Origin of the sequence: Huijunlia imazamoxiresistens (assembly GCF_037132455.1) — a bacterium.
In the GTDB taxonomy this organism is placed as follows: Bacteria; Bacteroidota; Bacteroidia; order Chitinophagales; family Chitinophagaceae; genus Flavisolibacter; species Flavisolibacter imazamoxiresistens.
Window position 1 is genome coordinate 81,990 of the sequence record NZ_JBBBEI010000005.1, and the last position, 20,747, is coordinate 102,736.

General features: G+C 57.8%; 13 protein-coding genes and 2 tRNA genes. 9 read left to right on the forward strand and 6 right to left on the reverse strand.

Annotated elements, in window-relative coordinates; genetic code table 11:
* Positions 1–51: 51 nt before the first annotated feature.
* From V9K67_RS07835 to V9K67_RS07850, 4 genes are all read right to left on the reverse strand, one after another.
* Positions 52–1,629 (reverse strand): M1 family metallopeptidase, encoded by a 1,578-nt coding sequence (locus V9K67_RS07835; RefSeq protein WP_336721276.1) that lies wholly within the window; start codon positions 1,627–1,629, stop codon positions 52–54.
* A gap of 68 nt (positions 1,630–1,697) precedes the next feature.
* Positions 1,698–2,903, reverse strand: a complete 1,206-nt coding sequence (locus V9K67_RS07840) for a trypsin-like peptidase domain-containing protein (protein WP_336721278.1) — start codon at positions 2,901–2,903, stop codon at positions 1,698–1,700.
* A gap of 137 nt (positions 2,904–3,040) precedes the next feature.
* Positions 3,041–4,453: a sugar transferase gene (locus V9K67_RS07845; RefSeq protein ID WP_336721279.1), complete on the reverse strand. Its 1,413-nt coding sequence runs from the start codon at positions 4,451–4,453 to the stop codon at positions 3,041–3,043.
* Between the two features lie 7 nt (positions 4,454–4,460).
* Positions 4,461–5,432 (reverse strand): Gfo/Idh/MocA family protein, encoded by a 972-nt coding sequence (locus V9K67_RS07850; protein WP_336721280.1) that lies wholly within the window; start codon positions 5,430–5,432, stop codon positions 4,461–4,463.
* A 295-nt stretch (positions 5,433–5,727) separates the two neighbouring features.
* On the opposite strand from V9K67_RS07850, the gene V9K67_RS07855 reads away from it, so the two are divergent.
* From V9K67_RS07855 to V9K67_RS07865, 3 genes are all read left to right on the forward strand, one after another.
* Positions 5,728–5,801: transfer RNA gene (locus tag V9K67_RS07855), tRNA-Asp, on the forward strand.
* 53 nt (positions 5,802–5,854) lie between these two features.
* A tRNA-OTHER gene (locus V9K67_RS07860) sits at positions 5,855–5,932 on the forward strand.
* A 98-nt stretch (positions 5,933–6,030) separates the two neighbouring features.
* A complete protein-coding gene (locus V9K67_RS07865; protein WP_336721282.1) occupies positions 6,031–6,300 on the forward strand; it encodes a GIY-YIG nuclease family protein in 270 nt (89 codons plus the stop codon).
* A gap of 106 nt (positions 6,301–6,406) precedes the next feature.
* Here V9K67_RS07865 and V9K67_RS07870 read toward each other — a convergent pair whose 3' ends face one another.
* Positions 6,407–7,429, reverse strand: coding sequence for a LacI family DNA-binding transcriptional regulator (locus V9K67_RS07870; protein WP_336721284.1), 1,023 nt, complete (start codon positions 7,427–7,429; stop codon positions 6,407–6,409).
* Positions 7,430–7,620: 191 nt separating this feature from the next.
* Between V9K67_RS07870 and V9K67_RS07875 the strand changes: the two genes are divergently transcribed.
* From V9K67_RS07875 to V9K67_RS07890, 4 genes are read left to right on the forward strand one after another with little or no spacing between them, the layout of a single operon-like run.
* On the forward strand, positions 7,621–9,903 hold the full coding sequence (locus tag V9K67_RS07875) for an FAD-dependent oxidoreductase (RefSeq protein ID WP_336721286.1): 2,283 nt from the start codon (positions 7,621–7,623) through the stop codon (positions 9,901–9,903).
* A gap of 19 nt (positions 9,904–9,922) precedes the next feature.
* Positions 9,923–11,635 carry a sodium:solute symporter family protein gene (locus V9K67_RS07880; protein ID WP_336721288.1) on the forward strand — a complete coding sequence of 571 codons (1,713 nt, stop codon included), beginning with the start codon at positions 9,923–9,925 and terminating at the stop codon, positions 11,633–11,635.
* Entirely contained in the window at positions 11,628–13,034 is a 1,407-nt protein-coding gene (locus V9K67_RS07885) for a sialate O-acetylesterase (RefSeq protein WP_336721290.1), read from the forward strand. The genes V9K67_RS07880 and V9K67_RS07885 overlap by 8 nt, the downstream gene beginning before the upstream one ends.
* Before the next feature lie 44 nt (positions 13,035–13,078).
* On the forward strand, positions 13,079–13,759 hold the full coding sequence (locus tag V9K67_RS07890; RefSeq protein WP_336721291.1) for a GDSL-type esterase/lipase family protein: 681 nt from the start codon (positions 13,079–13,081) through the stop codon (positions 13,757–13,759).
* An 813-nt stretch (positions 13,760–14,572) separates the two neighbouring features.
* On the opposite strand, the gene dctA is transcribed toward V9K67_RS07890, so the two are convergent.
* A complete protein-coding gene (gene dctA / locus V9K67_RS07895) occupies positions 14,573–15,916 on the reverse strand; it encodes a C4-dicarboxylate transporter DctA (protein ID WP_336721292.1) in 1,344 nt (447 codons plus the stop codon).
* Positions 15,917–16,192: 276 nt separating this feature from the next.
* Here dctA and V9K67_RS07900 point away from each other — a divergent pair, with 276 nt between their 5' ends.
* Together V9K67_RS07900 and V9K67_RS07905 are read left to right on the forward strand one after the other, a co-directional pair.
* Positions 16,193–19,021 (forward strand): SusC/RagA family TonB-linked outer membrane protein, encoded by a 2,829-nt coding sequence (locus V9K67_RS07900; RefSeq protein ID WP_336721293.1) that lies wholly within the window; start codon positions 16,193–16,195, stop codon positions 19,019–19,021.
* An 11-nt stretch (positions 19,022–19,032) separates the two neighbouring features.
* The gene (locus V9K67_RS07905; RefSeq protein WP_336721295.1) at positions 19,033–20,727 is read left to right on the forward strand and encodes a RagB/SusD family nutrient uptake outer membrane protein; all 1,695 of its coding nucleotides are present in this window, start codon (positions 19,033–19,035) and stop codon (positions 20,725–20,727) included.
* The last annotated feature ends 20 nt before the right edge of the window (positions 20,728–20,747 follow it).

The following is a 20,747-nucleotide window of genomic DNA, read 5'->3' on the forward strand; positions in this document are numbered from 1 at the left end:
ATACCTCACCCCCGGCCCCTCTCCAGGTGGAGAGGGGCCGGGGGTGGCTGCTTACAGTTGCCCCTTCGCTTTCAGCTGTTCGAAATAAGGCGACAGGTCCTGGCCCGTTTCCTTTTCCAGCACGGCCTTCAGGTCTTCGGGGTAGGGGTGGCGGAACTTCCATTGCCGGAAATACGCCTGCATGCCTTTTTCCAGCGCTTCGCGGCCCAGGGCCTTTTCGAGGCGGTACATCCAGATGGCTGTTTTGATGTAGGTCACCAGTCCGTATTCGTCCTTGTTCTTAAAGTCGCCGGCGGGGATATCGATGGCTTCTTCCATGGGCATCTGGCGCAGGGCGTTGAAGGTAGCCGCCTGGAACTCCGGTACCGGCAGTTGCCGCACCGACTTCGGCAGGGAAGGGCCGAAGACCTCGCAGCCGCGGTATTTCTCGGCCTCGTAGCGGAACTGGTAGTAGGTGTTCAGGCCTTCGTCCATCCAGGCGTGCTCCCGTTCGTTGCTGCCCAGCATCCCGTAAAACCAGTTGTGGCCCACCTCGTGGGTGATCACGGCATCCAGCCCTTCACCGTCCGCTTCCGGGCTGGTGATCAGGGTGATCATGGGGTACTCCATGCCGCCCGACATGACGTTTTTGGGACCTTCCACGGCCGCTACTACCGGGTAGGCATATTCGCCCAGCCAGCCGGAATAGGAGGTCACTGCCGACTTGATGTAATCGGTGCTGTTCACCCAGTTCTTATTTCCTTTGGGGTGGTGGTAGGAAAAGACGTCCACCACCTTACCGCCGCTGAGCTGCAGGGTGTCGTAGCGCAGCACGAAATCCTTGTCGGCAAACCAGGCGAAGTCGTGGATGTTCTCGCCTTTGAAGGTGAGGGTTTTGGTGGGCGCGGACGGTGCTTTGTAGGCGGTGGCGTTCTTGCGGCCGCCGGCAAAGAGGTTGCTGCTGCCGATCGCTTTGTACTGCTTCAGCTCCGCTTCGTTCTGCAGCACGCCCGAGGCGCCGACGATATAGGCCGGCGGCAGGGTGATGTTGACGTTGAAGGAACCGTATTCGCTGTAAAACTCGCCCTGGTCGAGGTAGGGCATGGGGTGCCAGCCTTTGCGGTCGTACACCGCCGGCTTGGGGAACCATTGGCACACCATATACGACTGGCCCTCGTGGCCCGAGCGGGAGTTGTAGGAGGGCAGTTTGACGAAGAAGGGCGTGGTGACGGTCACCTTTTCGCCCGGCTGCAGGGGCTGGGGCAGCACTACCTTGACGATGTCGGTGTAGGCGGCCAGGGCTTCGGTTTGGACCGGGCTGCCGCCCACCCTGAAGTCGAGGCTGTCGATGTAGCCCCTTTCCTTGATGCTTTCAAAGCGTTTTTTGCCGTCGTTTTCGCGGAGGATCTGGCGGGCGAAGGCCGTGTTCTCATCGCGGTAGGCGTTGGGCCAGAGGTGAAACCAGATGAAGTCGAGCCGGTCGGGCGAGTGGTTGGTGTATTCCAGCTCCAGGAAGCCTTTCAGGCTGTGGGCCTGGTCGTTGAGCGTGACGTCGATGTTATACGCCACCTGCTGCTGCCAGTAGGAGGACTGGCTAAAAGCAAAAGGCAGGGAGCAAAAGGACAAGAGGGAAAGAAATAGCTTTTTCATGTAAAGAGTTTGGTGAGGTTCCCGGGGCGGAAAGCGGTAGGACAACCGGTTGCCCGCCCTGGGAAAGCCTACATAGTTACGTTGTGTTTCTTTAAAAAATCCCTAATCCTGGCCGGCTGGACGCCATAATTGAAATTTATTCCGCTGTAGGCGGCAGCGTTCACCGATACCAGGCGGCCCATTTCGTCCAGCACGGGTGCGCCGCCGTAGCCCGGCAGCAGGGGAATGGAGTACATCATTGTATAGTCGCCGGCGTTCTGGTCGATCCATCCTTCCGACAGCTGGGATTTAATGCCCTCGGGGGACTGTTGGAAGCCGGTGCCGAGGGGATACCCGATCAGCACCAGCCGTTCGCTTAATTGCGGCAGCATACTGTCCTGGTCGCAGCGGGCGATGCGCGACAGGTCGGGCAGGGGGAGCGGGGTAACCGGCAGTTGGCCGTTTTCCACCTGTACCAGGGAGAGGTCCACCGTAGGGTCGTCGGGGTGGCCGACAGGGTGGCACCGGATGCCGTTGCCGTCGCCGGTGGTGGGAGTGCCCGGCAGGAAGACCTGCAGGTCGATGGGGATCGTGATGATGGTGACGTCGCCGGCGGCAATGTTGCTGACGGTGGCCTCCGCCAGATTAAAGGAAGTTGCTCCCTCTTTGTCGAGCTGGTGCACCATCATTGTTACCATCAGCTCGTGCAGGGCACCGCCGGGGTCGGCCGTCCCCAGCTGGCGGTTGGTCAGCAGCTTTCCGTCGCTACTAACGAAGAAGGCGGTGCCCAGATGGGGTTCGGCCGCTTGGACGGCTTCCAGGCTGTCGGTGGTCAGCCCCGTGATGTCGCCGGTATAAGGGCCGGTGGACGTGAATTCGTTGAAATAGAATTTGCCCGAGTTAGTGGTTGCCTGGTAGATGTACTGGTGGCGGATCAGCACCACCCCGGGGGCGAAACGGGAATAAAGCTGCTGGTTGTTCTGGCGGAGGTGGGCGGGTACCGTCACTACGGGGGCTTTCTTTCCTAACAGGAATTTGCCTCCGGCATAGCCGATAATCACCAGGAGCACCAGGGCCAGTGCGGGTACCAGCCACCGTGGGAGGCGGAAGGGTTCGGGAGGAAGCAGGTGTGCCATCGGCTGCAGGTCGGGGAGTTGGGCCGCCTTGGTCCAGGTGTGCAAACCCGGGTGCCAGATCTCGGTGCCGGCGTGGAGGCCGCAGTTTTGTAATTCTTCAAGGGTAAAGGGGCCTTGCGGGCGGCCGCCTTCCCGGAAAAAGTAACGTTTGTTTTCCATGAGCAGTAGGGTAGGTTGGGTGCCTTCCGGGTCCCGCAACGGCGGGCATTGAAAGATCCCGAAGGGCAGCGCGCCAAAGATAATGGTTTCCCGGATGCAGACAGGGGCGGGAGGATGGGCTATTTATGGCCCTGGGCTTACATTCCTTTGCCCAGGAAGATAATGCGCAGCGTGTGCAGCAGGATCTTGAAGTCGAGGGCCAGGGAAATGTTTTCGAGGTACACCAGGTCGAAGTGGCTGCGCTCGATCATTTCGGAAATGTTCTGGGCGTAGCCGAACTGCACCATGCCCCAGGACGTCAGCCCGGGCTTGACTTTTTGCAGGTATTTGTAATACGGGAATTCGCGGGTGATGCGGTCGATGTAGTATTTGCGTTCGGGCCGGGGGCCTACGATGCTCATTTCACCGCGGATGATGTTCCATAATTGCGGCAGCTCGTCGAGCCGCCATTTGCGCATGGTGCGGCCCCAGGGCGTGATGCGCGGGTCCTGGTCCGACGACAGGGCCGGCCCGTCCTTTTCGGCGTCGGGGTACATCGAGCGGAACTTGTACATGACGAAGGGCTTGCCTTTGTAGCCGATGCGCTCCTGCCGGAAAATGACTGGTCCTGCCGACGACAGCCGTACCCGCAGGGCGATGTAGGCCATGAAGGGCAGCAGCAGCAGAAAGGAGCCGGAAGCCAGCAGGATGTCGAGCAGGCGCTTGAAGTTCTGCTGCCATTCGGGCATCAGGCCGGTGTTGAGGTCGATGAGCACGGGGCCCAGCACGTTGGAGGTCTTTACCGAGCCCAGGAGGATGTCCATGGTATTGGGCGGCATCTTTACCTCCACATCCTTTTCGCTCAGGCGGTCCACCACCTTTTCAAACAGGGGCTGGTCGCGTTTGTCGATCGCCAGCACCACCATGCGGATGCCGCCGGTGTCGATGAGGGTTTCCATGCGGTCGAGGGTGCCCAGCTGCTCCAGTTCCGAGGAGGCGCTGCTTTCCGCCTGGCCGATATAGCCGGAGACATGGTAGCCGGCCACCGCCAGGTTTTTTCGGGAACGGCGGTAGATATGGTGGGCATAGGCATGGTCGCCGATGATGGCCGAATTGAAGCGGACCAGGCCGCTGCGGATCTGGTTCTTGGCCAGGTGCACCAGCACCAGGCGGCCCGAGACGGTCAGGAGGAAATGCACCAGGAAGAGGCTGATGAAGGCCGAATAGTAATACACGTAGTTCTCGTGCATGTCGTCGAGCACCACCAGGAAGAACAGTGCAATACAGCCGATGATGGAAGCGGCAAAGGTGTTGATCACTTCCATCAGCCGCGACTTTTTATAGACCGAGTGGTAGTTGCCCACCAGGGTGTACAGCATCAGCCAGCCAACGGGCAGCAGCAGGATGCAGGTCCACAGCACGTAGTTGCTCAGGGCATAGTTGGCGCGGAAGATGGGGAGGCCTCCCAGCAGCACTTCCCGGATCTTGTAAAAGGAAGCCCAGGCCAGGGCGGCGCTCACATAATCCCAGGCGGCATACCAGAACGGGCGAATGTATTTTTTAACCGGCATTCTCCGCTCAGGCAGTTAACTGGTTTTCGATCTTGTCCAGGATCTTATGGGCGATTTCCATGGCCCGGTAGCCGTCGATCTCGTTAACGGTGGTTTGTGTATTATTCAGGATGGCGCCCACGAACTCCTGCAGCTCCAGTTTGATGGCATTGACCTCGGGCACCTGCGGGCTGGTCATGGCGATGGTGCGGGTGCCTTTAGGTGTTTCGATATCGAAGGTGAAGGCACCTTCGTCGCTTTCCTGTTTCAGCTTGATGATCTCGGCCTTCTTGGTCAGGAAGTCCACGCCGATGTAGGCGTCTTTCTGGAACAGGCGGATCTTGCGCATCTTTTTCATGGAGATGCGGCTGGAGGTAAGGTTGGCCACGCAGCCGTTGTGGAACTCGATGCGTACGTTGGCGATGTCGGGGGTGTCGGTCATCACGGCCACGCCGCTGCACGAGATGGTGCGCACCTCGCTTTTGACGATGCTCAGGATGATGTCGATGTCGTGGATCATCAGGTCGAGGATCACGCTGACTTCGGTGCCGCGGGGGTTGAACTGGGCCAGGCGGTGCACTTCAATGAACATGGGGTGCAGCTCGAGGTCCTTGATGGCCAGGAAGGCGGGGTTGAAGCGTTCGACATGGCCCACCTGCAGCTTGACGTTGGATTCCTGCACCAGCTTTACCAGTTGTTCGGCCTCTTCCATGGTGTTGGCCAGGGGTTTTTCCACGAACACGTGCTTGCCCTTGCGGATGGCGTTGGAGCAGATGGCGAAGTGGTAGTTGGTGGGAGCGACCACGTCGATGGCGTCGCAGGCGGCGATCAGCTCGTCTTCCGAGGCAAAGCGCTTCAGGCCGTACTGGGCGGCCACCGCTTCCGCGGTTTCGTCGTTGGGGTCGTAAAAGCCCACGAGTTCGGCTTCAGGAATTTCTTTCCAGTTATTCAAGTGAAACTTACCCAAGTGCCCGGTTCCGAAAACACCTATTTTCAACATGTAGTTCAGGTTAAGGGGCCAAAGATAACAGAGCTGGAAGCAACGCGATAAAAACTGAAAAATTTTTCCGCTAAAAATTTTGTTCGTGAAATTCCTTTTCCCTTATCTTTGCAACCCCAACGACGACGGAACGGCTTGAAAAATGCTTCGAAAGCGTTGATAGAGAAAGATAAGAATCGCTCTTACATACTTTGGATCGGTAGTTCAGTCGGTTAGAATGCCGCCCTGTCATCTCGCCTGGGGCGAGACGGGTTCGAGTCCCTAGTAAATGATTAGTATAGTTCTTAAATATTTTGGATCGGTAGTTCAGTTGGTTAGAATGCCGCCCTGTCACGGCGGAGGTCGCGGGTTCGAGTCCCGTCCGGTCCGCAAGAAGCCCTAGAGTAATCTGGGGCTTTTTTGTTTTATAGCTGTCTTGTTCAGACCGGTAGTTCAGTCGGTTAGAATGCCGCCCTGTCATCTCGCCTAGGGCGAGACGGGTTCGAGTCCCGTCCGGTCCGCAAATGAAACCCTGCGAAAGCAGGGTTTTTTGCTTTGTGCCTATTTGTCCCTTGAAGCTTTAATCCTCCAGATGGAATACTGCAATAAAAATTTTTGCATGTATTACGTTTACATCCTGGAAAGTCTGGTAGATGGAGATTTTTATAAAGGGAGTACCAGCGATTATTTTCAGCGCCTGCTCCGGCATAATAATGGAGAAAGTGAATTCACGCGTACCAAAGTTCCGTGGAAATTGATATTTGTTCAGCAGTTTGAAACGAAAAGAGAAGCGCTTATTCGGGAAAAGAAATTGAAGCGTTGCAACAAAGAATATCTGCAGTGGTTGATCGGCCAACCGGAAAACTTGCTTCTTTCGTCAGGCCGGTAGTTCAGTTGGTTAGAATGCCGCCTTGTCATCTCGCCTGGGGCGAGACGGGTTCGAGTCCCGTCCGGTCCGCAAAAAGCCTCAGAGAAATCTGGGGCTTTTTTGTGCCTCACCCCCGCACCGTCGAATTCCGCACCATCAGCTTCGTATTTAAAATCTTCACGATCGGCTTCCATTTCGATACGTCCTTGTCCATCAGGTCCAATAATAATTTCATGGCTACCTGGCCCATTTCGTCCACAGGCTGGGCGATGGTGGTGAGGCTGGGTTCGATGAAGGAGGAGGCGTAGTTGTCGCTGAAGCCCACTACCGCAATGTCTTCCGGGATGCGGCGGCCCATTTGCTTGATGGACTGGATCGCCTCGATGGCCGTGGGGTCGTTGAAGGCAAAGAGGCCGTCCGGCGGGTTGTCCTGGTCCAGCAGGTGTTTGACGTAAATGCGGATTTTGCTCAGGGTAAGATCGGAGGCGATGACCAGGTCTTCGTCGTAGGGCAGGTTGTATTTTTTAAGAGCGTCCTTATAGCCTAAATGTCGTTTGCGGCTGATGGCCAGCGAGTCGGGGCCTGCCAGGTGGGCGATCCGCTTTTTGCCCGTGGCAATCAGGTGCTCCACCGCCTTGAAGGCCGCGTCGTGGTCGTCCACCACCACCTTGGGCACCATCATGTCTTCGCATACCCGGTTGAAGAAAACAATGGGGATCCCTTTCTTTTGAAAGGCCTTGAAATGGTCAAAGTTCCTCGTTTCCTTGGAGAGGGACACGAGGATGCCGTCCACCCGGTTCGTCAGCATGGCTTTGGCATTGGCTACTTCCGTTTCGTAGGTTTCGTTGCATTGGCTGATCAGCACATTGTAGCCGGCCTGGGTGGCCACTTCCTGGGCCGCGATTACGAAGCGGGGAAAGAAGGAGGTGATGAACTCGGGGACGATGATGCCGATGGTTTGGGTCTTGTTGGTGATCAGACTAATCGAGGAGATGTTGCGCTGGTAGTCCAGTTCCTCCGCCAGCTCCAGCACCGCCTTGCGTGTTTGCTCCTTCACGCTGGGGTGCCCCGTCAGCGCCCGGGAGACCGTGGACTTGGAAACATTCAGCCGCTGGGCGATGTCGACGATGGTGATCTGGTGACTTTTCATGGAACTAATATACCGCCAATTTGCAATCGGCAGATAAAAATCCGTGGGACCGTTCCCAAAAAATGGGACCGTTCCCACGCGTTTTTGGCTGGGAAACAGGGCCTGTGGAAGGCGTTCGTGGATAACTTCGGTTCCGGATCGAACGGTTGTCTTGCAAGGTTGCGGGACAGCCGTGTCCGACAACTGAAACCATGAAAAAAGAAATCTTTGCCATTAAAAGAGAATTAAAGACCATCGACCTGGCCACGGACCTCGTCGTTGTCGGCGGCGGGCTCTCGGGCCTTTGCGCCGCCATCACCGCCGCCCGTGCGGGTATAAAAGTGGTGTTGCTCCAGGACCGGCCGGTGCTGGGAGGAAACGCTTCCAGCGAAGTGCGCCTGTGGATCCTGGGCGCCACCTCGCACATGGGCAACAACAACCGCTGGTCGCGGGAAGGAGGCGTGATCGATGAAATACTGGTGGAAAACACCCACCGAAATCCCGAAGGCAATCCCCTCATCTTCGACATGATCCTGCTCGATAAAGTAAAGGCCGAGCCCAATATTACCCTGCTGCTGAATACCGCCGTCTTCGACCTGCAAAAGAAAGACAGCGATACCATTGAAAGCGTGATCGCCTTCTGTAGCCAGAACTCCACCCGTTACCATGTACGGGCACCCTTGTTCTGCGATGCCTCCGGCGACGGGATCGTGGGCTTCCTGGCCGGCGCCTCCTTCCGCATGGGAGCGGAAAGCCGCGACGAGTTCGACGAACAGATGGCCCCTACCGCGGAATACGGCGAGCTGCTGGGCCATTCGCTTTACTTCTACAGCAAGGACACGGGCAAGCCCGTAAAATTCACCCCGCCCTCCCTGGCGTTAAAAGACATTACCAAAATTCCGCGGTTCCGCAACTTCAATTCCAAAGAGTTTGGTTGCAAGCTGTGGTGGGTGGAATACGGCGGCCGCCTGGATACGGTGCACGATACCGAGCAGATCAAGTGGGAGCTGTGGAAAGTGGTGTACGGCGTCTGGGACCATATCAAGAATTCCGGGAAATTTCCCGATGCCGAGAACCTCACCCTCGAATGGGTAGGCACTATCCCCGGCAAGCGCGAAAGCCGCCGCTTCGAAGGCGACTACATTTTGCACCAGAAGGACCTGGTGGAGCAGCGCCGCCATGACGATGCCGTGGCGTATGGCGGCTGGTCCATCGACCTGCATCCCGCCGACGGCATCTACAGCGAGCGCCCGGGCTGCAACCAGTGGCACAGCAAGGGTCTTTTTCATATTCCCTACCGCACCCTGTACAGCAAGAATATTACGAACCTGTTTTTAGCCGGCCGCATCATCAGTGTCAGCCACGTAGCCTTTGGCGCCACCCGGGTGATGGCCACCAGCGCCTACGTGGGACAGGCCGCCGGCATGGCCGCCGCCCTTTGCCTGGAAAAAGGGCGTACGCCCCGCGAAATCCTTACCCAAAATCATATCCAGGAATTGCAGCAGCGGCTGTTGCGGACCGGTCAGTTCATTCCCGGGCTGACCGTGCAGGCTCCCGGCGACCTCGTGCCCGCCGCCCGCATTTGGGCTACCAGCGAGCTGCTGTTCCGGGGCTTTGCCCACGAAGGGGCCTGGCGGACCCTGGATCTTTCCTCCGCCCAGCTCTATCCCTTTGGCAAGGGAGCTGTTCCCGCTTTCCGGGTGGCCGTGAACGCCTTGCAGGACACCGTGCTGAAAACCAGCCTGCGCGGCAGCGAACGAAAAGGTAATTTTACACCGGACGTGGTGCTGGCGGAAAAGGAGTATTCGCTGCAGAAAGGCGGGCAGGTGATCGATATTTCTTTCGATGCCGTGCTGGAAGAACCAGCCTACCTGTTTATCCAGTTTGAAAAGAACCCCGATATGCAGTTGGGGGTAACCGAAAAAAGGGTAACGGGCATCCTGTCGGTCTTCAACACGGTAAACAAGGCGGTGTCGAATTACGGCAAACAGGAGCCGGGGCGGGGCATGGGCGTGGAGGCCTTTGAATTCTGGTGCCCGCAGCGCCGGCCGCAGGGGCAGAACATCACGTTGGAAGTGGGGGAGGGGCAACCGGTATTTGCCGCCGCCAACATCGCCAACGGCCTGGACCGGCCTGCCACCCAGCCCAATGCCTGGGTGGCCGACCCCGCCGACGGGGCGCCGGGGCTGCTGCTGGAATGGGACGATGTGCAGGAGATCGCAAAGCTGGAACTCTGGTTCGATACGGACTTCGACCACCCGATGGAGTCGGTGCTGATGACGCATCCCGAAACGGTCATGCCCTTCTGCGTACGGAACTATACGGTCTACGACGATTCGGAAAACGTGCTGGCCGTGGTGAAGGACAACCACCAGACCTGCAACCGCATTGTTTTCGAAAAACCGGTAAAAACCCGCAAGCTGGTGATAAAGGTGGAGCATCCCTCCGCCAACGTCCCGGCCTCGGTATTTGCCGTCCGCTGCTATTCCCATTAACCCGAACAACTCATTCAATATGGCAAATCTGGACTTTGTGGTCATGGGCGTCTTCGCGCTGCTGATCTTTGCAATCGGCCTCACCTTTACCCGGGTGGGCAGCAAAAGCGGGCAGGCCTTTTTCGAGGCCGGGGGCGAAACCCCCTGGTGGATCAATGGCCTGTCGCTCTTCATCTCTTATTTTTCTGCCGGCACCTTCGTGGTCTGGGGCTCCATCGCCTACAAGCACGGGCTGGTGGCCAACGCCATCCAGCTCACCATGGCCATCAGCGGCCTGATCGTCACCCTGTTTATCGCGGGGCGCTGGAAGCGCTCGGGGGTGGCCACCGCCGCCGAATACATCGGCAAACGGTTCGGTGCCGCCGAACAGCAGTTCTACACCTACATGACCCTGTTGTTAAGTCTTTTTACCACGGCTGCCGTGCTGTACCCCGTGGGCAAGATGGTGCACGTGGTTACGGGCATGGATGTGAACTGGAGTATCCTCATTATCGGCCTGATCATCGTGCTGTATACTGCTGCCGGCGGCCTGTGGGCCGTGCTGGTGACCGACGTGGTGCAGTTCGTGATCCTGTCGGCCGCCGTGGTCATCGTCATCCCCATCGCCTTCGCCCATATCGGGGGCGTGGAGCAACTGGTCACCCGCTCGCCCAAGGGTTTTTTCCTGCCCTTCAACGAAGATTATACACTGGGTTTCATGCTGGCCTTCGTGGTGTACCAGACCTTTTATATCGGCGGCAACTGGTCGTACGTGCAGCGGTATACCAGCGTGTCTTCGGAAAACAATTCCCAAAAAGTGGCCGGCATCTTTACGGTACTTTATCTTGTAAGCCCGGTGATCTGGATGATCCCGCCCATGGTGTACCGCATCATCAATCCCACGCTCCAGGGACTGGATACCGAGGATGCCTACATGATGCTGATCCAGCAGGTGATGCCGGCGGGACTGATCGGGCTGGTGCTGGCGGGCATGGTGTCGGCCACCTCCAGCAAGGCCAATACCACCATCAACATGGCCGCCACCGTTTTTGCGCAGGATATTTATAAAAACCTCATACGGCCAAAGGCCGCGGAGAAAGAAGTGATCCGGATGGCAAGGGTGTTTACCCTGCTGTTCGGGGCGGCCACCGTGGGGGTGGCCATGTGGATTCCCAGTGCCGGCGGCATCGTGGAAGTGGTGCTGAGCACCGCCTCCATTGCAGGCGGTGCGCTGTTTGCCCCTATTATCTTCACCCTGTTTTCCAAACGGCAGACCGGCTTTTCGGTGGTGACCACCACGCTGGTGTCGCTGGGGGTGAATTTGTTCCTGAAGGTGGTGGCGCCCGCCACCGTCGGGCTGAAGCTGGGACGTACCCTGGAAACCGTTTGCGGCATGGGCATCCCGGTGCTGTTATTAGTGTTGTTCGAGTGGTACTACTACAGCAAAGGCCATGTTTCTGCAAAAGCGGTTGCTCTGAGCCATAAAGTTGCTGCAGAGAGCTTGCCGGTAGCCCAATCGCTCCACCATGCGGAGGCGGAAAAGCAAAACATTTTCGGCATCCGGGTAATTGCCATTGCCATGGGCAGCGTAGGCATCGGCATCATCATCCTGGGCATGCTGGCCACCGGCTATTCGGGCATCGTTATCGGCGTGGGCCTGGCGATCCTGCTCTGTTCCCTGCTGATCGGAAGGGTAACATTTAAAATGGCGGTACGGTTAAAACCGTTTTTAAAGGAGCGTTCGCATGTATAAGCTCATTGGCCTGCTCCTATTTATTCTTGTTTTTCTTTCCCTGCCCGCTTTTGCGAAAGTGCAGTTGCCGGCTTTCTTTTCCGACAACATGGTGCTGCAGCAAAAAAGTCACGTACGCATATGGGGCACGGCCGCTGCCGGGGAAAAAGTGGGGATAACCCCCTCCTGGAACCATAAAAAATATACTGCCAGGACCAATACATCCGGCCGGTGGGAAGTGGATGTGGAAACCCCGGCCGCCGGCGGGCCCTTCACCCTGGAAATAAAAGGGAAAAACAGAATAGTACTGCAAAACATATTGATCGGGGAGGTGTGGCTGTGCTCCGGCCAGTCGAATATGGATATGCCGGTCAAAGGTTTCTGGGGGGCGCCCGTGCTCCATGCCAACGACCTGCTGGTGGAGGCGCCCAACAGCCGCATCCGGTTGTTCCATGTGGCCCGTAAAGCGTCCGGAACGCCCCTGGCGGATGTGGCCGGGAAGTGGGCGGAAGCCGATGTGGCGTCGGTAAAAGAATTCAGCGCCGTGGGCTACCAGTTTGCCCGGCTGCTGCAGCGGCACCTGGGCGTGCCCGTAGGAGTGATCCAGTCCTCCTGGGGCGGCTCGCCCATCGAGGCCTGGATGAACGCCTCCTCCCTGGACAGCCCGTCGAAAGCAAATGGGCTGACGGGCGGGGCCACTACCAGGGCTCCGCACCAAACGCCTTCGAACCTGTTCAACGGCATGATCGCGCCCCTGGCGGGCTATGGCCTGGCGGGCGTGCTCTGGTACCAGGGGGAACAAAACCGCTTTAACTACCGCGACTATGCGCTGCTGCAGCCTTCCCTGGTGCGGGAGTGGCGCCGGCTGTGGGGCCGCGGCGACTGGCCGTTCTACTACGTGCAGATCGCGCCCATGCGCTACCCGCAAAGCCAGAAAGCGCTTTTGCCGTATTTTCGGGAAGTGCAGCAGCAGCTGGCAGCGCAGATTCCCAATGCCGGTATGGCGGTTTCCATCGATGCGGGCGAGGAGGACAACATCCACCCCGCCAACAAGGAGGTCATTGCCAAACGCCTGGCCTTCCTGGCCCTGTCCCGGACGTATGGAAAAACGGGCATTGCCGCCTCGGGACCGCAATACCAGTCTTTTGCGGTTTCCGGCGATACGCTTTCTTTGCGTTTTTCCGGGGCGCCCATGGGCATGACCGTCGCCGGGAAGGAACTGACGCAGTTCGAGGTAGCCGGGGCGGATAAAGTATTTTATAAAGCCTGGGCGCGGCTGAAGGGCACGACCGTGCAGGTGCGCAGCGAAGCCGTGCCCCACCCGGTGGCGGCCCGCTATGCCTTCAGCGACTGGGCGGTGGGGGAGTTGTACAGCGCTGAGGGCCTGCCCGTAGCACCTTTCCGAACGGACGACTGGTAATCGGCACCGCTTCCTGTTTCTAAAAAAATAATCATTCAAACCATATGAACGCTTTCAACCAACTCAGAAAAACGTTTTTGACCGCCCTGGCGGCCCTGTGCCTGTCCGCCAGCCTGCAGGCCCAGGAGACTCAATCCACTTATTGGACTACCATTCAAAAATTCCGGGCGGCGGACAGTGTGCAGGCGCCGCCGAAAAAGGCCATTCTTTTTGTCGGCAGCTCCTCCTTTACCCGCTGGAACAATATGCAGGAGTGGTTTCCTGCCCATACTGTCCTCAACCGGGGTTTCGGCGGTTCGAAGCTGCCCGATGTCAAGCTGTATTTCGAGCAGACGAAGCTGCCCAAAAAGCTGAAGCAGGTCGTCATTTATGCCGGCGATAACGACCTGGCCGGCGGCAACGTGGCGGCCCGGGATATCCTGCAACGCTTCCAGGACATTGTAAAATTGATCCGGAAAGAGCAGCCCCGTATTCCCATTGCCTTTGTTTCCATCAAGGGCTGTCCCTCCCGGGCGAAGCTCATTCCCCTGGTAAAGGAAGCCAATGCCCTGGTAAAGGCCTATGCCGACAAGGAAAAAAACATAGATTTTATCGACGTCTTTTCCCCGACCATGACCCCCGATGGCCGTCCCATGCCGGACATTTACGTGGAAGACGGCGTGCACCTCAATACAAAAGGCTATAAGATCTGGGCGTCGGTGATCGAGCCGCATTTGAAGAAGTAATTGGATCGGATCATCGTTCAATAAAAAATCCCGCGGAGCCATTTCGCGGGACTTTTTTTGTTGGACCGGCGCAAAACCAGTGTGATTCATAAGTGGAAAAGCTGTTGCCTTTTTTTTCAGGATGAATTGCTTTTCGAAGGGGGAAATATGCTAGGCCAGGGACGAACAGGTTAGTACTGTAATTGAAAGAAGATTAAATATTTATCATGCACGATATGGGCGCCGTAGGCGCCTCCTGTTTATAGAAACATCCTAACGGAGAACCTCGCTCCAGAGGAGCGCCCGGTGAAGAAAAGACCAGTTCCCTCCCTGTAAAGGAGCAGTTTCTGCCCCACAGGGCTCCTATAGTGCGGTGCTTCAACTATTTAAGGCGCCCCGTACCCGGTAATTGTATTATAGGAAAGGCATTCAACCTGAAGCTCTTTAGGATGAAGTGTCCTTCCCCGGAATGCAATTCCCGGGGTACGTTATCCCTCCGTACTTTGCAAGGCTTTTGCGGACATGGGAAAGGCTTTTGCCATTGCCCGTAAAGGAAGGCAAAAGGAAATAAAAGCAGGACATAACTGAGGCGACCCACGTACCCTGGAATTGCATTCCGGGGAAGGACACTTCATCCTAAGATACAACAACAGGTTGAATGCCTTTCCTATGATACAAACCCTTCCGGCGTGATCTTACCTTTATGAAATGGTGCACGGCACTAACGGCGCCCGATTTTCCCAGTTTGGATTTTGCTATAAACAGGAGGCGCCTATGGCGCCCATAGCCTTAATTGGAACGAGTTTCTTTCTCCAATTCAGGTATTCCACGAGATTAAGGGAGGGGGTTTTCTATTGTCGTTTCTGTTAATGGACGTTCCTCCTGCGAAGCTACGCCACCCTTCTCCATTTGGAGCGGGTGCCCAGCCTCCGGTGGGGCGGGTGAGGTCCCGATAGCCCGGCGATAGGCCTCGTCGTTGAACTCGTTCTCGCTGCGGGCGATGACCATGGTGGCCACACCGTTGCCAATCATGTTGGTGAGGGCGCGGGCCTCCGACATGAAGCGGTCCACCCCCAGCAGGATCGCTACGTTTTCCGCCGGCATGATCTTCATGGCCGCCAGCGTGGAGCTGAGGACGATGAAGCCGCTGCCGGTAACGCCTGCCGCCCCCTTCGACGTCACCATCAGGATGCCCATGGCCGTCAGCATCTGCCCGGCGCTCATGGGCACATGGAATACCTGCGTCAAAAATACCAGGGCCATGGCCAGGTAAATGGAGGTGCCGTCGAGGTTGAACGAATACCCCGTAGGGATCACCAGTCCCACGATGGACTTGGAGCAGCCGATCCGCTCCAGCTTCTGCATCATGCTGGGCAGCACCGACTCGGAAGAAGACGTGCCGAACACCACCAGGATCTCTTCTTTAATGAATTTTAAGTATTGCCACAGGCTGATCTTGTAATAATACAAAATGAGGTTGAGCAGGCCGAAAATGAACAGGATGCAGGTGGCATAAACCGCGATCATGATCTTGCCCATGGGCAGCAGCGTATGCAGCCCGTAGGTGCCGATGGTAAAGGCCATGCCGCCAAATGCCCCGACGGGCGCCAGCTTCATCACCATCTTCATCATATAAAACAACACTCCTGAAAGCCGCTCAAACGTGCGTATTAACGGAGTGCCGGTGGCGCCCATCCGGCTCAGGCCGTAGCCAAACAGGATGGCAAAGAACAGGATCTGCAGCATTTCGCCCTTGGCAAAGGCGTCGAACACGTTGCGCGGGATGATGTGGGAAATGAATTCCAGCCAGTTCATGCCTTCGGCGGCCGGGGCGGCCACCGCCTTTCCTGCCGGCACGGTTGCCTGTACGCCTTTGCCCGGCTGCAGCACGTGGGCCACCAGCAGGCCGATGGCCAGTGCCAGGGTGGTCACGATCTCAAAATACAACAATGCCTTGCCGCCGACGCGTCCCACCTTTTTCATGTCGTTCATGCGGGCGATGCCCAACACGATGGTGAGGAAAACGATCGGGGCGATCAGCATGCTGATCATATTAATAAAGGTGCTGCTCAGCACTTTGGCCGTGGGCGCAAAGCCGGGGAAGTAGTGGCCGACCAGTACGCCGGTCGCGATGGCCACAAGGACCTGGAAGGTCAGGTTGGAAGAAATCTTTTTCATGTTGAATAGGTGGGACGTATTGATTTAGGAGGATAGCCGGCTTTGTGCGCCGGTGGCAATCGAGGGCCGGTAGCCGGCCCTCCCCAAAAATGCTCCTTTTTTTCGGCACTGCCGCCTTTCTGCCCAAGGTTTTTAGGGAATGCAAATTTTGGGAACGGTTTCAAAAAATGGGACCGTTCCCACGGAAAAAACTGGATTTTTTTAAAAGTAGGGCCGTAGTCCTGGTCTACATTTGCTTCCAGGTTATTATTTATTACACTAAACGATTGACTTCCAATGGGAAAATTTACCCGCCGCCTACTGGTCCTGGTTTCCTCGGTAACCGTGATGGCAAACAGTCATCCGGCCCTTGCCCAGCGCAGGGCCCCTTCCCTCCCGGTATCCGCCGATACCCTTGCCGCCGACACCACAGGCCTTGTCTCCCTGATCTACTTCCAAAAAGCCCGCTCCCTGTCCACCGCCTCCACTGCCTCTGTCAAGGGAACTGAATTCGCCCATACGCCGGTAGGGCCCTACCCGATAGCGCTGGCCGGCCGCCTGCCCGGGCTCAGTATTTCCCAAAGCTCCGGCCAGCCCCTGAACGAAGGCTTTGGCATCACCTTGCGCAACCAAAGCCCCCTGGTGCTGGTGGACGGCATTCCCCGCGCCCTTACGGAAATAGGCATGGAGGAGATCGAATCCGTGACCGTATTGAAGGATGCGGTGGCTACGGCCATGCTGGGCGTACGCGGCTCCGGCGGCGCCCTGCTGGTGACCACCAAAAAAGGACAGGCCCTAAAACAAAGCATTAATTTCAACGTCCAGACGGGTGTGGCCAAGCCCCTTCAAAATAGTGTGTCCGCTCCCCTGGACGCCTACCGCTATGCCCAGCTATACAATGAAGCGCTGGCCAACGACGGCCTGCCGGTGGCTGCTTATGGGTTCAGCCCCGAGGCGCTGGAAGGCTTCCGCACCGGTTCCGACGGGGCCAAATACCCCGACGTGGACTGGAAGAATGAAGTGCTGAACCGCTCCGCCTTCTTTGCCCGCTACAACGTAAATACGCAGGGCGGCAACAACTTTGTCAAGTATTTCGTGTCGGTGGAGCATATCAACCAGGAAGGCCTGCTCAAAACCAGCGACAGCAACAAGTACAACACCAACGCCAGCCTTAAAGGCTATTTCGCCCGCTCCAATGCCGACCTGAAACTCACCAACCACCTCTCGGCCGGCATCTACATCCAGGGACGGATCCTCAATACCACCAGCCCCGGCGACGACGGCACCGAGGGACTTTTTTCCTCCCTGCTGACGACGCCCCGCAACGCTTCTCCCATCTACAACAGCAATGGCTCCTATGCCGGGACGGCGCCCTTTCCCGCCAATATCGTTGCCCGCAACATCGGCTCGGGTTATTCGCTGAGCAACACCCGCACCGTTTTATCCGACTTTTACCTGAAAGGCAACCTGGACCAGCTGACCCAAGGGCTGTGGGTAAAGGCCCGCGCCTCCTTCTTCAGCAATTTGAATGAAAACATCCGCCGCAGCAAGTCGGTGGCCGTATTCGAACAGACCGGCGTTTCTTCCACCGGCGAGCCCACCTATCGCCAGTACGGCACCAACAGCAGCCAGTCCAACGCCAACGCCATCAGCTTCCAGAACCGCTCCGACTTCCAGGAGCTGTCGGCCGGCTATGCCCGCGGCTTCGGGCCCCACGAAGTGGAGGCCACGGTGCTGGCCAACCGCGACAACCTGGTCAACGGCTCCAACCTGCCCTACACGATCCAGGGCATTTCGGGACATGCCGCTTATCATTTCAACAAAAAATACCTGGCGGAAATTTCCGTCGCCTATAACGGCGCCAACCGCTACCCCCATGAAGGCGGCTTTAAATACGGATGGTTCCCGGCCGTAGGCCTGGGCTGGAACCTGAAAGAAGAAGCCTTGATCCAAGGGATCAGCTGGCTGGACCGCCTGAAGCTGTATGGCTCGTACGGCAAAACGGGAAGAGACAACGCTTATTACTATACCTACCAGCAGGTGTACAACGCTTCGCCGACTGCTATTTTTGGTTCGAGTGCGGCGGCAGCCACTACGGTAGGGGAGTCCTTCCTGGCCAACCCGAATATTACCTGGGAAAAAGCCAAAAAACTGAATGCCGGCCTGGAGGGCTCCCTGTTCCGCAATCAATTGTCCTTCGGACTGGAATATTACTTTGACCGCTACTCCGACCTGAGCATTATCCGCGGTACCAACTCGGGTTTGCTGGGCATCAGCTTTCCCAGCGAGAACATCGGCCGCGAACGCTACAGCGGCTGGGAAGCCCAGTTGGGATGGAAGCAACAGAAAAAGAAAATAGGCTACTCCATTGCCCTCAATTCCGCTTTGCAACAATCGGAGCTCTTGTTCTCGGCTGAAGGGCAACAGCAGTATGACTGGATGAAGCGTACCGGCCAGCCGGTGGACCGGCGGTTCGGCTACGTGGCCGAGGGCCTCTTCCAGGACCAGCAGGAGATCGCCTCCGCCCCCACCATCGAAGGCTACCAGCCGCAGCCCGGCGACATCCGCTACCGCGACCTCAATAACGACGGCATCATCAACCAGTACGACCAGACGGCCATTGGCAAAGGAAAACCCTTCCTGCTCTTGGGCGCCTCCCTGGGGCTGCAGGCCTATGGCTTCGACCTGTCGGTGCTGCTGCAGGGCTGCGCCCACCGCGAGCTCTATCTTTCCGGCGACAGTTTTTGGGAATTCCAGAACAGCGGCAAGGGCCAGGCCTTCGGGCACCAGCTCGATCGCTGGACCCCCGCCACGGCGGCCACCGCTACCTACCCCCGCCTCACCACCGGCCTGGGACCCAACGACGGCTCCAGCAACAACTGGGTCACCTCCTCCTACTGGCTGCGCAAGGGCGACTACCTGCGGGTGCGCTCGGCGGAACTGGGCTACGCCGTTCCGGCGGTTTACAGCCGTAAGCTGGGCATCAGCCTTGCCCGCTTTTATGTCAACGCCTTCAATCCCCTGACCTTCGCCTCCAAAGAGCTGAACGGCGCCGACCCCGAAAATTATTCCGGTAACTACCCGCTGCAACAAGTGTACACCGCAGGGGTGCAAATTCAACTTTAGATACAAACCATATGAAAAGGATCTCTCCCTTCCTCCTGCTTGCGCTCCTGGCTTCGGCGGCCTCCTGCGAAAAGAAGTTTGAAAAATACCCGGAAGAACGCACGTTCGAAACGGATGTTTTCGACTCCACGGATAAAGCCGGTACCCTCTCCACCGCCTACTTGCTGGGTATCTATTCCTTCCTGCCCGGGGGCTTCAACCGCATCGACGGCGACTTCCTGGACGCCGCCACCGACGATGCCGTTCCTTCCTCCCTTGCTTCCTCGGTCAAGCTGCTGACCAACGGCCAGCTGACGGCCACCAACTATCCCGATAACAACTGGGCCAACAGCTATACCATCATCCGCCGCAGCAACGTGTTTTTGAACAATATCGGCCGGGTGCCGGTGCCCGACGACATTAAAAAAAGGCAGGTGGCCGAAGCGCGCTTCCTCCGGGCCTTCGCCTACTTCGAGCTGGTGAAGCGCTATGGCGGCGTGCCCCTGGTGGGCGATACCGTCTTCCAGCTCGAAGACAACCTGGACATAGCTAGAAATACGTTCGAAGAATGCGTGGACTATATCGTGACGGAATGCGACGCGGTAAAGTCAGACCTGCCCAAAGGCGTGAACGTCGCCTCGGGCGAGTTCGGCCGCATCCCCGCCGAAGCCCCCATGGCCCTGAAGCTGCGCACGCTGCTCTACGCCGCCAGCCCGCTGTTCAACGGCGGCGGCACCGAAACCGACCCGCAGCGCAAAGCCCTTACCGGCTATCTTTCTGCCGATCCCCTGCGCTGGCAGGAAGTGATCACCGCCGCCGAGCAGCTGATGGCCATGGGCTATTACAAGCTGCCTTCGGGCACGGGCACGACGGCTTATGCGTCGGTCTTCACCACCAAGATCAATACCGACATCATCCTGTCGAAGCAGTCGGCCAACTCCACCTCCCTGGAGGCGAGCAACGCCCCGGTAGGCTTTGTGGCCCCCGCGGCCAGCAACGGCCGCACCAGCCCCACGCAGGAGTTCCTGAACGCCTTTCCCAACCTCAATGGCACGGCCTTTACCGGCGCCACCAACACGGCGGCGCAGTACGAGAACCGCGACCCGCGCCTGAAGGCCACCGTCTTTTACAACGGCGCCCAGTGGCTGAGCCGCGGCGTGCAGACCTTCGAGGGCGGCCTCGATAAACCGAACATCCCCTTCAAGACCCAGACCCGCACGGCCTACTACCTGCGCAAGTTCCTGGGCGACTTCTCCGCCTCCGCCACCTATTCCAACACCAGCCACAACTTCCCCTACTTCCGTTTTTCCGAGGTGCTCCTGACTTATGCCGAGGCCCTGAACGAGCGCGGCCGCACCGAAGATGCCGTCAAGCAGATCACGCCCCTGCGGGCAAGGGCGGGCATCACCGCCGGCACCGGCTCCCGCTACGGCATCAGGACGGGCATCACCCAGGCGGAGCTGCGCGACCTGATCCGCAACGAGCGCCGCATCGAGCTGGCTTTCGAGGAACACCGCTTCTGGGACCTCCGCCGCTGGAAGCTGGGCGCCACCGCCCTGTCCGGCCCGGTGAACGGGCTCTCGATCACCTCCAATGCCGGCAACTTAATCTACCAGGCGAAGCCTGTGGATACGCTGGTGTTCCAGCCGAAGTACTACCACATGCCCCTCCCGTACAGCGAGATCACTAAAAACAAAAAACTTATTCAAAACGAAGGCTACTTCTAGTGCCCCTGTTTCAAAATTCT

Coding starts and splice junctions, on each gene's coding strand:
- V9K67_RS07835 (WP_336721276.1), bottom strand. CDS start 1,629: ATGAAAAAGCTATTTCTTTCCCTCTTGTCCTTTTGCTCCCTGCCTTTT.
- V9K67_RS07840 (WP_336721278.1), bottom strand. CDS start 2,903: ATGGAAAACAAACGTTACTTTTTCCGGGAAGGCGGCCGCCCGCAAGGC.
- V9K67_RS07845 (WP_336721279.1), bottom strand. CDS start 4,453: ATGCCGGTTAAAAAATACATTCGCCCGTTCTGGTATGCCGCCTGGGAT.
- V9K67_RS07850 (WP_336721280.1), bottom strand. CDS start 5,432: ATGTTGAAAATAGGTGTTTTCGGAACCGGGCACTTGGGTAAGTTTCAC.
- V9K67_RS07865 (WP_336721282.1), top strand. CDS start 6,031: ATGTATTACGTTTACATCCTGGAAAGTCTGGTAGATGGAGATTTTTAT.
- V9K67_RS07870 (WP_336721284.1), bottom strand. CDS start 7,429: ATGAAAAGTCACCAGATCACCATCGTCGACATCGCCCAGCGGCTGAAT.
- V9K67_RS07875 (WP_336721286.1), top strand. CDS start 7,621: ATGAAAAAAGAAATCTTTGCCATTAAAAGAGAATTAAAGACCATCGAC.
- V9K67_RS07880 (WP_336721288.1), top strand. CDS start 9,923: ATGGCAAATCTGGACTTTGTGGTCATGGGCGTCTTCGCGCTGCTGATC.
- V9K67_RS07885 (WP_336721290.1), top strand. CDS start 11,628: ATGTATAAGCTCATTGGCCTGCTCCTATTTATTCTTGTTTTTCTTTCC.
- V9K67_RS07890 (WP_336721291.1), top strand. CDS start 13,079: ATGAACGCTTTCAACCAACTCAGAAAAACGTTTTTGACCGCCCTGGCG.
- dctA (WP_336721292.1), bottom strand. CDS start 15,916: ATGAAAAAGATTTCTTCCAACCTGACCTTCCAGGTCCTTGTGGCCATC.
- V9K67_RS07900 (WP_336721293.1), top strand. CDS start 16,193: ATGGGAAAATTTACCCGCCGCCTACTGGTCCTGGTTTCCTCGGTAACC.
- V9K67_RS07905 (WP_336721295.1), top strand. CDS start 19,033: ATGAAAAGGATCTCTCCCTTCCTCCTGCTTGCGCTCCTGGCTTCGGCG.